The organism is Pyramidobacter sp. CG50-2 (assembly GCF_003612005.1).
Taxonomy (GTDB): domain Bacteria; phylum Synergistota; class Synergistia; order Synergistales; family Dethiosulfovibrionaceae; genus Pyramidobacter.
The window spans coordinates 1-12,202 of record NZ_RAWT01000019.1; the positions used below are offsets into that span (position 1 = coordinate 1).

Consider the following 12,202-nt stretch of genomic DNA (forward strand, 5'->3'; position numbering starts at 1 on the left):
TATGGTGCACGCCGGAGTGTCCGTCACCCACCACGGCGAGTCGATGGCCAACGCCGGGCTGACGTGGAAGATCGGCAAGAAGGCAGACAAGGAGGCGATCCCCGAACGCTACCGCAAGGGCCCCATGAACAGCGTCTACGTGATGCAGAAGGAGAACGCTCAGCTGCAGGCCGAGGTAACCTCGCTGAAACGAACGAACGCCCAGCAGGCCGAAACGAACGCGCTGCAGAGCCAGGAGATCGCCGAACTGAAGGCGATGCAGGCGGAATTGAAGGCGAACATGGAGGAAATGAGGCGTCTGCTTCGCGCTTCGCGGCGCTAGCACAGACGCAGCCAGGACGCGCGGATACGGGAAAAAACGTATCGCCCCGCGCTCCGGCGCTCGTTTCGCACCGCAAAAACGAAAAGGTCACGGCATTTTGCCGTGACCTTTTCGTTTTTGATATCGTTATTCCCGGGGCGGGTGCGCGGAAAGCGCCAGCCGGTCGCCCTGCACGTCGATAGAGAGCGTGGCGCCTTCGACGACGGAGTTGGCGATCAGGTAGCGCGCCACGAGCGTTTCGACGTTGTGGCTAATGTAGCGTTTCAGCGGGCGCGCGCCGAAAACGGGGTCGTAGCCGTGCTCGGTGATGAAATCGAGGGCCGCGTCGCTGACGTTGAGCGCAATGCGGCGCTCGCCGAGGCGCTTGGCGAGGTCGTTCAGGATCAGTCCGACGATCTTGCGGAGCTGCGCCTTGTCCAGCGGCGAGAAGAGCACGATGTCGTCCACGCGGTTGAGGAATTCGGGGCGGAAGCGGCTTTTCAGCAGATCCATGACGCCGTCTCTGACGTCCGGCGGGATCGTCCCGTCGCGCACGCCTTCGAGCAGCAGATCGGAACCGAGGTTGCTGGTCATGATGATGACGGTGTTCTTGAAATCGACGGTGCGGCCGTGGCTGTCGGTGAGGCGGCCGTCGTCGAGGATCTGGAGCATGACGTTGAACACGTCGGGGTGGGCTTTTTCGATCTCGTCGAAGAGGATGACGCTGTACGGTTTGCTGCGCACGGCTTCGGTGAGCTGGCCGCCCTCGTCGTAGCCCACGTATCCGGGAGGCGCGCCGAGCAGGCGGGAGACGGAGTACTTCTCCATGTACTCGGACATGTCGATGCGGACCATGTTGTCTTCGCTGTCGAAGAGCGTCCGCGCCAGCGTCTTGGCCAGTTCGGTCTTGCCGACGCCGGTGGGGCCGAGGAAGATGAAGGAACCGATGGGGCGGCGCGGATCCTTGATGCCGGCCCGAGCTCTCATGATGGCGTCGGCGACCAGCGAAACGGCTTCGTCCTGGCCGATGACGCCCTTGTGGAGTTCGTCGTCGAGGTGGAGGAGTTTTTCCCGTTCGCCTTCCATCAGCTTGGTGACGGGGATCCCCGTCCAGTCGCTGACGATGCGCGAGATCTCGTTTTCCGTCACCGACTCGCGCAGCAGCGAGCCGTCGCCCGATGCGCCGCGCAGGGCGGCTTCTTTCTCTTTCAGCTCCTTCTGCAGCTGGGGCAGCACGCCGTGCTGGAGCTCAGCGGCCTTGTTCAGATCGTACCGGCGCTCCGCCGTTTCGACGTCGTGCTTGGTCGCTTCGATCTTCTGGCGCAGCTGCTGCACTTCCGTCAATTTTTCCTTTTCGGAATTGTAGCGCGCCGTCAGTTCCTTCTGCCGGTCTTTCAGGTCGGAAAGCTCTTTCTGCAGCTCGGCCAGACGGGCGGCGCTGGCGTCGTCCTTTTCCTTTTTCAGCGCCGCTTCTTCGATCTCCAGGCGCACGACCTTGCGCGAAACGCCGTCCAGTTCCGAAGGCATGGAGTTGATCTCCGTGCGCACCATGGCGCAGGCTTCGTCGATCAGGTCGATGGCCTTGTCGGGCAGGAAACGGTCGCTGATGTAACGGTCGGAGAGCGTGACGGCGGCGACGATGGCGCCGTCGGTGATGCGCACGCCGTGATAGACCTGGAAGCGGTCCTTCAGGCCGCGCAAAATCGAAATGGCGTCCTCCTGGGAGGGCGGATCGACCATCACGGGCTGGAAGCGGCGTTCAAGCGCGGCGTCCTTCTCGATGTTCTTGCGGTACTCGTCGATGGTCGTGGCGCCGATGCAGTGCAGCTCGCCGCGCGCCAGCATCGGCTTGAGCAGGTTGCCGGCGTCCATCGAGCCTTCGGTCCTGCCGGCGCCGACGATGGTGTGGATCTCGTCGATGAAGAGGATGACGCGGCCTTCGCTGCGCTTCACTTCGTTGATGACGGCCTTGAGGCGCTCCTCGAATTCGCCGCGGTATTTGGCGCCGGCGATCAGGGAACCCATGTCGAGGGAGAAGACGGTGCGGTTTTTCAGGTCTTCGGGCACGTCGCCCTTGAGGATGCGCTGCGCCAGACCTTCGACGATGGCGGTCTTGCCGACGCCGGGCTCGCCGATCAGCACGGGGTTGTTCTTGGTCTTGCGGCTGAGGATCTGGATCACGCGCAGGATCTCGTCGTCGCGGCCGATGACGGGGTCGAGCTTGTCGTTCCGGGCGTACTCGACGAGGTCGATGCCGTATTTTTTCAGGGCTTCGTAGGTCTCTTCCGGATTGGCGCTCTGCACGCGCGCGCCGCCGCGCACGCTCTCGAGCGCTTTCAGAAAAGCGTCGGCGCCGACGCCGCCCTCGGCCAGCAGCTGGGCGACGGGATGACCGGGCAGGTCGAGGATGGCCGCGAACAGGTGCTCGACGGAAACGTATTCGTCGCCAAGCGCCTGCGCCCTTTTCTCGGCGTCGGTCAGGACTTTAGACAGATTCTGCGACAGGTAGATGCGGTCTTTGTCGTAGCCGCCGGTGATCCGCGGCTTGCGCTCCAAAAGCTGGGCCGTGCGGGCGCTCAGCGCCGCCGCGTTGGCGCCGGTCTTCTCGAGGATCGAGGGGATCAGCCCGTCCTTTTGCGAGAGCAGGGCGAGCGTGAGGTGTTCGACGTCGACTTCCTGATGGCCGCGCTGGATGGCCAGGTTCTGGGCTTCGGACAGGGCTTCCTGGGATTTTTGCGTCAATTTATTGAGGTTCATGGAGAACCCTCCTTTCGGGGTGCGCTTCTTTTTCACAGCTGCATTATATATGGTCAATATTGGTCAGTCAAGAGGTTCCGGAGAAATTTTTGTTTTTTATCGACCTTTCGCGGCGATTTGGCAATTCCAGGCGATCGTGCTATGATGCGTGCGGCGGCAACGACCTTGCGCGGCCGTAAAAATTTTGCGATGACAGCGGAGGGATCCTCATGAAAAACGACGTTTCGCGGCGGCTGATCGACTTTCTCAACGGCAGTCCCACGTGCTACCAGGCGATCGAAAATCTTTCTTCCCGACTGCGGGAAAAGGGCTACGCGCCGCTTCGCGAGTCCGAACGCTGGGCGCTCGCGCGCGGCGGCAAATATTTCGTAACGCGGGGCGAATCGTCGCTGATCGCGTTCCGGCTCCCCGCGGGCGAGCTGCGCGGCTTCATGCTGACGGCCTCGCACAGCGACTCGCCGACGTTCAAGCTGCGCCAGAACGCCGAAGTCCCTTCCGCGGGCAATACGGTGCGCCTCAGCGTCGAGGGGTACGGCGGGGCCATCATGCGCTCGTGGCTCGACAAACCGCTGTCCGTGGCCGGACGCGTCTTCGTCAAGGAGGGCGCGGGGCTTGCCTCCAAACTGATCGACATCGACCGCGACCTGCTCGTCATCCCCAGCCTGGCCATCCACATGAACCGGGAGATGAACAAGGGCGTCGAGCTCAAGGCCAACGTCGACATGCTGCCGCTGTTTTCCGCGGCGGGCGAGGAGGGCGCGTTCCGCCGTCTGGTCGCCGAAGCCGCGGGCGTCGGCGCGGACGAGATCGTTTCGACGGAGCTGTTCCTCTATCCGCGCACGCCCGGCGCGCTGGTGGGTTTGAACGAAGAGTTCATCGCCTCGCCGCGGCTCGACGACCTCGAATGCGTGTTCTGCTGCTATAACGGTTTTGTCGAGAGCGAAAGCGAACCGTCTGCTTCGGCGCCGCTGTTCTGCGTCTTCAATAACGAAGAAGTGGGCAGCGGCAGCCGCCAGGGCGCCAATTCCACCTTTTTGGAGGACACCGTCGGCCGCATCTGCGGAAGCTTGGGCATGAGCGCCGACGAGCGCGGCGCGGCCGTCGCCGACAGCTTCATGATCTCCGCCGACAACGCCCACGCGATCCATCCCGCGCATTCCGAATACGCCGACGGCAACGAGTTCCCGGTGTTGAACGGCGGCGTCGTCATCAAGTACAACGCCGCGCAGAAGTACACGACCGACGGCCTTTCCGGCGCGGTCTTCACGCGGCTGTGCGAACTGGCCGGCGTGCCGGTGCAGCGCTACAGCAACCGCGCCGATCTGCCGGGCGGCTCGACGCTGGGCAACATCAGCGGCTCGCACCTGTCGGTGCCGACGGTCGACATCGGCCTGCCGCAGCTGGCCATGCACAGCTGCTATGAAATCGCCGGCGTCAAGGACGCCGAATACCTGATCGCCGCTGCGCGCGCGTTCTACGGCAAAAGCTTCCGCCACGGCGCGGACGGGCGGATCGCGCTGGAATGAACAAGTCATGATCGCTCAGAAAGAATTCTTCGGCGAGGGGGCATACGTCGAATTCAAGGAGAAGATTCCCAAAGAGATAATTATGAACTGCCGATTCAGTCCATTCGCGAGATGATTGCGAACGCTGTGCTGCATCGTAGTTATCTGGATTCTTCTTCCATTCAGGTGTCCATCTATGATGACCGCGTTGAAGTGGATTCCCCGGGGATGCTGTATGACGGACTGCGTGTGGAAGATGCTCTTACGGGAAAATCCAAGTGCCGAAATAAAGCCATCGCAGAAGCGTTCTATTACATGAAAATTATTGAGGGATGGGGAACCGGATTGCCGCGTTTGTATTCCCAATGCAAGGCAATGAATCTGCCTGAACCGAAGTTTGTTGAGTTTGGGGACGGCATCAAGGTGACGGTCTATCGAAAAACGGGGAGTGAATGGGTAATCGAAACTACCCAATCCACCCAATTTTCCACCCGTTCTGATGAAAAACATTCATTATCAGATACCGAGATCAAAATCATCGATGCCATGAAAGCAAACAGTTCAGTTTCGCAGAGCCAGTTAGCAAGACAACTCGAAATGAACGTCAATGCTGTGAAATATTATGTTCGGTCACTCAGTAAGAGAAAGCTAATAGCGCGCCAGGGAAATAACAGAAGCGGAGAATGGATCGTCCTGATCTGATACTATTTCTCAATTAAAATGCCGGATACAGAGGCGCTGCGGGGGAGATTCACAAAGCGAGCTGCGCAGACCGCGCAGCGGTCGAGGGAGTGCTGAGCGACTGAACTCCTCCGCAGCGCCCGGGAAACTATGTTAATACTTTCTATCAAGAATTAAGTATGACAGGGATTCTGGTTCTAAAATAAATGTTGGGTTGAGGTGAACGGATATCGTTTGCCTCAACCCAACATTTATTTAGAAATTTTTTCTATTGCATCAGCCTGACGGGATCGCCGTCTTTGAGGGCGTTACCGCCGAAGACGATCACTTCGTCGCCGTCTTTCAGGCCCGCCAGGATTTGCACATCGACTCCCTGCGAGATGCCGGTTTTGACCTTGACGACTTTCGCCGTTCCATGCTCGTGCAGCACCAGTTCATTGTTTTCCGGATCGGCGGCGCGGTCGAGGCGCAGCGCGCTTGTCGGCACGACGAACGCGCCGACGGCTTCCCGTTCCACGACGAAGGCGCGCCCGAACATGCCGGGGCGAAGTTTGTCGCCCGCCGCGGCGTTCTCCAGCTGCGCTTCCACGGAAGCGGTGCGGGATTGCGGATCGATGTAATCGTCCACTGCGACGATCTGCGCCCTGAACTCTTCCCTGGGGAGCGCGTCGAGAGAGAGAAGCACCGACATGCCTGGATGGACGGAGTAAAAGCGCTTTTCCGGCACGCGGAAGGTCGCCTTGATAACGCTCAGGTCGGCCAGCTCCGCCACGGGCGTGTTGGGGGAGAGCATGGCGCCGGGGGCGAGGGCATAGTCGTTCAGCACGGTGCCGTCGATCGAAGCGGTGATGATGTATTCGTCGCGGGTGACCGTGAGGCGGTCCAGATCGGATCTGGCGGCGTCGTATTGCGCGCGGGCGCTTCGATAGGCCGTGTCTTTGCTGTCGAGCAGCTGCTGCGTGCTGAAACCCTCTTTTTTCAAACGCTGGTACCGCTGCAGCTCGATCTGCGCGTTGGCCCATTCGGCGCGGGTGCGGGCGACGGCGGCCCGGGCCGCGGCGATCTGGGCGTCCTGTTCGGCGTGGGCGAGGACGGCGATCTGCTGTCCTTTTTTGACGACGGCGCCTTTGGCGACGGTCAGTCTTTCCAGCCGTCCCGTGACGCGCGGATAGAGGACGACGCGCTGCAGCGCCTCGAGCGAGGTGTTTTGCGTGAAGCCTTCGCGGATCGTCGCGTCGGCGCGCAGCACTTTGATTCGCACATAGGCCGGCCCGGCGGGGGCCGCCGCGATCGGGGCCGGCCGAAGAGGCGACAGTGTCAGCGCCAGCAGCGGTATCAGGCAGAAACGTTTTTTCATCGTTTTTTTCCCTCTAGCGTCCAGGGAATCAAGGCTCCCTCGGCACGTTTCAACGCGACGACTTTCATCAAATGGTCGAAGAGCGACTGGCTGTAATCCTTGCGCGCCGCCGTCAGGTTGGATTGGGCTTCCAGCAGGTCGAGCTGCGGCGTCACGCCTTCGCGGTAACCGACCTGGGAGAGGCGCAGCGTCTCCCGGGCCAATGCCAGCGACTTGCGATGCGCTTCGACTTGAACGGCGCTGTCGCCGATCTCGACCCAGGCCAGCTCGATCTCCGAGAGGACGTCCAGTTCTTTCTGCCGCAGCGCCTGTTTGTTCTGCTCCTGAACGGCCTTCGCCTTCATGACTTCGCCGCGGGTCTGCCCGCGGTCGTAGAGCGGGATCTCGAGGGTGAGCGTCGCTTTCCAGGAGTCGTCGCCGGCGTCCTGGTTACGATATGGATCGGAGTAGTCGGCGGCCGCGCTCAGATCGAAACTTGGCTTCATGGCGCCGCGGACGATCTTGATCTGTTCCGACTGGATCGCGATCTGTTTTTCCAGCATGGCGACGTCGGCGCGCTGCTTTTGAGCCAGCTCGACGGACTGCTGCGCCGTGCCCCGGGGATCGGCGAGTTCGAGGGTCCCCTTGGGGAGCAGCGCGCTGGAAGGCGCCAGCCCCATCAGGTTCAGCAACGTGATGCGCTCAGCGTCGAAGGCGCCGCGGCTGGAAGCCAGCGCCGCCTCGTTGGCGCTGAGCTGCTGTTCGGCGCGGATGACTTCGAGCTGATTGGCCAGGCCGACCCCGAGCATTTGCCGGACTTCCCGCACGTGCGTGCGGGAAGTCTCCACGGCGTCCTGCGCCGCGGCCACTTTCTCGCGCGCGAGGATGACGCCGTAAAAGGCGTCGTAAACGTTCACGGCCAACGCCTCTTCCGCTTCCCGCACGCCGAGTTCCGCCTGCGACAGCGTCGCCTGCGCCTGACGCCGCTGGGCCGCGTGCCTGCCGCCGGCGTAAAGGTTCTGCGTCAACGCGATGCCGGCGCTGACGCTGTCGGTCCGCGAAGTGCCGCTGACGGTGGGGGAACGGTTGTCGCTGTATTGGCCGGTCAGGCTCAATCGCGGCAAAAAATTTCCCCGGGCCTGGACGACGCCGCCCTTGGCTTTGTTGAGCTCCTGCCGCCGGGAGTTGAGAGTCGGGCTCTGTTCCAAGGCCGTGGCGATCGCTTCGCCGATCGAGAGGTCCTGGGCGCGCAGCCCGGCGGGGCAGAGAAGAGCGACCGCAAGAAGAACCGCCCGCATGATCCGTTTCATGTTACGCTCCTTTCGTCTGCGAGAACGCCGCCTTTTTCATCCGGCGTCCGCGGCGCACGGCCTTGGCGCGATGGAGTTTGCCCTTGACGAAATCGGCGAAATCGTCCATCGACAGATACACGACGGGGATGACGAGCAATGTCAGCAGCGTGGAGGTGAAAAGGCCGCCGATCACGGCCGCGGACATGGGCTGGCGCACTTCGCCGCCAAGGCTGAGGCCAAGGGCGATCGGCAGCGTGCCGATCATCGTCGAGGTCGTCGTCATCAGGATGGCCCGCAGGCGCAGCGGTCCGGCGTTCAGCATCGCCGTGACCTTGTCCAGGCCCTTGGCGCGTTCCTTGTTGGCGAAATCGACGAGCATGATGGCGTTGTTGACGACGATGCCGATCAGAAGGATGATCCCCATCAGGCTCATGACGCTCAGCCGCAGCCCCATCAGGTAGAGGAAGCCGAACGCGCCGCTGGTCATGAGCGGCAGGGAGAACATCACCGTCAGCGGGTGCAGGAACGATTCGAACTGCACGGCCATGACCATGTACACGAGCACGATGGCGAAAACGATGCCCGTGACGATATAACCGAAGCTCTCCCGCATGTTCTCGGAATCCCCGGCCGGCGTCATCGTGAAGAGCCCGTTCTGCGGAGCGTGGCGGCGGAAGACCTCTTCCATGATCTGAATGCCTTCGCCGGGCGAGATCCCTTCGGTATTGGCCTGGATCTGGATGGAGCGCTGCCGGTTGTAGCGCTTGATGACGTTCGGGGCCATATCCATGACGGGCGTGACCAGACCGTCGGCGCGGATCAGGTCGCCGCCGTTCGTGCGCACGAGCGTGTTGAGCACTTTATCCGGCGTGTTGCGTCCGGGTTCGTCGGCGCGGATGCGGATGTCGTAGCGGTATCCTTCGTCGTTGAACGTGCCGGCAGTCGTGCCGCCGAACCAGGCGTCGAGCTCGGACGAAAGCGTCCTCACGTTGACGCCGAGGTCGTCCGCCAGGGCGCGGTTGAGCTCGAGGTTGATGCGCGGCTTGTTCATCTGCAGGTCGGTGACGATGTCGGCGAGGCCGCGCTTTTCGCGCTGCAGGTCGGCCTTGATCTCGTCGCCGAGCTTGGCCAGCTCTTCGGTGGTCGGCCCCTGGATGACCAGCGTCAGATCGCTGCCGCCCCAGTTGCCGAGCTTGATGTCGACGTCCTTGTACGCGGCGAGCTTCTCGCGCCATTCGCGCATGATCGCGCCGGACGAGGGCCTGAGCTTGCGGTCGACGAGATGGACGTGCAGCGTCCCCTTGTACACGGCCGAGCCGGCGCCGCCGCCGGCGTTGCCGTAGGTATACAAAACCCGCGGATCCTGCTGGACCGTTTCGGAAAGCTCCTTCATGAAGGCGAGCGTGCTCTCGATCGAAGCGTCGGCCGCCATTTCCACGCTGATGTTGAATCGCCCCTGATCTTCGTTGGGGAAGAATTCGCTGCCCAGCTTCCCGGCGATGAAAATGCCTGCGGTGAAAGCGCCGACGGAGATCGCCAGCGTCGCGAGACGGTGTCGGACCGCGGCTTTCAGGACGCGGCTGTAACCGCGCTCGAGCCAGATCAGCGGTTTCTCCATCCAGTCCTGCCAGCGGACCGGCTTTTTCATGCGTCCGAGCAGGTTGGCGCACAGAAACGGCGTCAGCGTCACCGAAAGGAGCAGGGAGATGGCGATCGTCACCGTCACCGTGGTGCCGAAGGAACTGAAGAAACGTCCGATCATGCCGGGCATCAGCGCGACGGGCAGGAACACGGCGATCGTCGTCGCGGCGCCGGCAATGACCGAAGCGCCCACTTCGCTCGTGCCGTCGAGCGCCGCCCGCATGGCCGTCTTGCCCATCTCGCGGTGGCGCTGCACGTTCTCGATCACGACGGTGGTCGCGTCGACGACCATGCCGACGGCCAGCGACAGTCCCATGGCGCTCATGTTGTTCAGGGTGAATCCCATGCCCCAGAGGACGATGATACTTCCCAGAAGGCAGACGGGGATCGTGATGACCGTGACGATGGTCGCCCTGAAAGTGCGCAGGAACAGGAACATGATCAGAGAGGTCAGCAGGATCCCCATAATGATGTCGTCGCGCACGCCGTGCATGGAGTTGAGAATGTAGACGGAGTTGTCCTGAACGACTTTCAGCGTCACGCCGGGAGGCGCGATGCCGTTCAGCTCTTCGAGGCGTTTTTTCACGCCTGCGGCAAGATCGACCTCGTTGGCGCCTCGCTGCTTGCGGATGAAAATCAGGATGGAATCCTTGCCGTTGTAGAGGGCGACGTTCCTGACGTCTTCAAAGCCGTCTTCGATGCGGGCGATGTCGCGGAGGCGGATCACGGCGCCGTTGACGTTTTTGATCGGCAGGTTGGCCAGCTCTTCGACGCTGGCATATTCTCCGTTGAGGCGGATCCCGTACTCCTGCGCGCCGGTCTCGACCCGTCCGGCGGGAAGCTCTACGTGCTTGTTTTGAATGGCGTTCTTCACTTCAAGGGCCGTCAGATTGCGCGACTCCAGTTTGTCCGGATCGACCCAGACGCGGATCTGGCGTTCCTGAAAGCCGCCGCTTTCGGCGCCGCCGACGCCCTGGACCGTCTGCAGACGTTCGAGGGCGACTTTGTCGACGAACCGGGAAAGGTCGCGTCTGCTGGTTTGACCGGCGCTTTCGACGGCAATGAACATGACGGGACGGTCGTCCATGTTGAACTTGTCGATCTGCGGGCTTTTGGCGTCGTCGGGAAGACTGCTCTGCACCATGCTGGCCTTGCCGCGGACGTCGGCGGCGGCGTTGTCGATATCGCGCTCGAGGACGAACTCGACGATGATGAAGGAGCGTCCCTCGTAACTGCTCGACGAGATGTTTTTGATGCCCTCGATGGTGTTGATGCGCGCTTCCAGGACGTCGGTCACGTCGTTGTCGACGATGGCGGGACTGGCGCCCTCGAGCGTCGTGCGAACCATGACGACGGGGATATCGACGTTCGGCATCCGCTCGATGCCGATCTGATACAGGCCGTACAGTCCAAAGACGATCAGCGCCAGAGTGCCGATAATCACACCGACAGGCCTGCGCATCGAACTTTCGACAATTTTCATCTTATCCGTCCTTTCCCGCCATCGAACGGCGCCCTGAGAGAAGACGCGCAAATTTCACCGTGCTTGAGTTATAATAACTCCGATTTTGAATTATATCTCTATTTTGAACGCGCGCAATGTAGATTATGACAATCGAAGCGTTAACTTCGGAGAAATTCAAAAAAAATAAATCCATGCGATCGCGGCGGAGCGGTCCGAAACCGCCCAATCACAGAGGAGCGCGAGATTCATGAAGCACCTGTTACGATGGTCGGCCGTCCTGCGGCGGCAATTCGGCGAACGGGTCCAGAAAGTTTCCCTGGATATCGGCGCCGGCTGTCCGCATCGCCAGGGACTGCGCGGCGGTGGCTGCATTTTCTGCGACGAAAGGGGAGGCGGCAGCGGCGCGTTCATTCAAGGCATATCCCTGCGGGAACAGGTCAGGAAGGGGATCGCCGGAGCCTGGAAACATTACGGCACCCGTTCCATCATCCTGTACTTTCAGAGCTATTCGGCGACCAATCTGCCGCTGGAACGGTTCGCGTCGGCGCTCGATGAAGCGCGCGACGCCGCGGCTGCTTTGGGAGCGAACGTGCGCGCCATTTCCGTGAGCACGCGCCCCGACCTGCTCCCCGAGCCGGTCCTGAATTATCTGCAGGAGCTGACGGAAAACTGCCAGATCTGGCTGGAGCTCGGCGTGCAGACTGTGGATCCGCGGGGATTGCAGTGGCTGCGCCGCGGGCATGGGCTGGACGTCGTGGAGCGGGCTCTTGCCCGGCTGAACAAAACGCGCGTGCAAACTTGCGCGCACCTGATCGCGGGCATCCCGGGAGAGCGGGAAGATCAGCTGACACGGTCGGCCCTGTGGCTTGCGGAAAGGGGAGTGCAGGCGCTCAAATTCCATCCGCTGCATGTGCTGCGCGGGACGCCACTTGAAACGCTGTACGCGGCGGGGCGATTCGAGCCGCTGAGCCGGGAAGGATACGTCGAACGCCTCGTCGAAGCTCTTTGGGAACTGCCCTACGGGATCGTCCTGCAAAGGCTGACGGCGGGCGCGAGACCGGCGCAGCTCGTCGCGCCGCAGTGGATCTTGGACAAAGAATCGTTGGAACGGCAGATCGCCGCGCGTTTCACGCCGCTTCGTCAGAATCCTGTCCGCTGATCCCGGCGGGATGACTATAAAACTATTATAAGACAATATTAAAAATCGACACGCCAGACTTCATA

Annotated in this window: 8 protein-coding genes; 4 read left to right on the forward strand and 4 right to left on the reverse strand. The window is 61.7% G+C overall.

Annotated elements, in window-relative coordinates:
• Nucleotides 1-322, forward strand: a 322-nt coding sequence (locus D7D26_RS12295; protein ID WP_199674702.1) for a hypothetical protein, incomplete at its 5' end; no start/stop codon positions are given.
• A 126-nt stretch (nucleotides 323-448) separates the two neighbouring features.
• On the opposite strand, the gene clpB is transcribed toward D7D26_RS12295, so the two are convergent.
• Nucleotides 449-3,058 (reverse strand): ATP-dependent chaperone ClpB, encoded by a 2,610-nt coding sequence (gene clpB, locus D7D26_RS05435; RefSeq protein WP_120372345.1) that lies wholly within the window; start codon nucleotides 3,056-3,058, stop codon nucleotides 449-451.
• A gap of 209 nt (nucleotides 3,059-3,267) precedes the next feature.
• Here clpB and D7D26_RS05440 point away from each other — a divergent pair, with 209 nt between their 5' ends.
• Both D7D26_RS05440 and D7D26_RS05445 read left to right on the forward strand, forming a co-directional pair.
• Nucleotides 3,268-4,584 carry a M18 family aminopeptidase gene (locus D7D26_RS05440; RefSeq protein ID WP_120372346.1) on the forward strand — a complete coding sequence of 439 codons (1,317 nt, stop codon included), beginning with the start codon at nucleotides 3,268-3,270 and terminating at the stop codon, nucleotides 4,582-4,584.
• A gap of 111 nt (nucleotides 4,585-4,695) precedes the next feature.
• The gene (locus D7D26_RS05445; RefSeq protein ID WP_233543474.1) at nucleotides 4,696-5,265 is read left to right on the forward strand and encodes an ATP-binding protein; all 570 of its coding nucleotides are present in this window, start codon (nucleotides 4,696-4,698) and stop codon (nucleotides 5,263-5,265) included.
• A 247-nt stretch (nucleotides 5,266-5,512) separates the two neighbouring features.
• Here the strand turns inward: D7D26_RS05445 and D7D26_RS05450 are convergent, their stop codons facing one another.
• Genes D7D26_RS05450 through D7D26_RS05460 form a run of 3 tightly spaced genes read right to left on the reverse strand, consistent with a single transcriptional unit; the run spans nucleotide 5,513 to nucleotide 10,996 of the window.
• Nucleotides 5,513-6,601, reverse strand: a complete 1,089-nt coding sequence (locus D7D26_RS05450) for an efflux RND transporter periplasmic adaptor subunit (protein WP_120372347.1) — start codon at nucleotides 6,599-6,601, stop codon at nucleotides 5,513-5,515.
• Complete coding sequence (locus D7D26_RS05455; protein ID WP_120372348.1) at nucleotides 6,598-7,890, reverse strand: TolC family protein; 1,293 nt, start codon at nucleotides 7,888-7,890, stop codon at nucleotides 6,598-6,600. Before D7D26_RS05455 ends, D7D26_RS05450 begins: the two co-directional genes overlap by 4 nt.
• A 1-nt stretch (nucleotide 7,891) precedes the next feature.
• Nucleotides 7,892-10,996, reverse strand: coding sequence for an efflux RND transporter permease subunit (locus D7D26_RS05460; protein ID WP_120372349.1), 3,105 nt, complete (start codon nucleotides 10,994-10,996; stop codon nucleotides 7,892-7,894).
• Nucleotides 10,997-11,225: 229 nt separating this feature from the next.
• Between D7D26_RS05460 and D7D26_RS05465 the strand changes: the two genes are divergently transcribed.
• On the forward strand, nucleotides 11,226-12,137 hold the full coding sequence (locus D7D26_RS05465) for a TIGR01212 family radical SAM protein (RefSeq protein ID WP_120372350.1): 912 nt from the start codon (nucleotides 11,226-11,228) through the stop codon (nucleotides 12,135-12,137).
• Nucleotides 12,138-12,202: the final 65 nt, after the last annotated feature.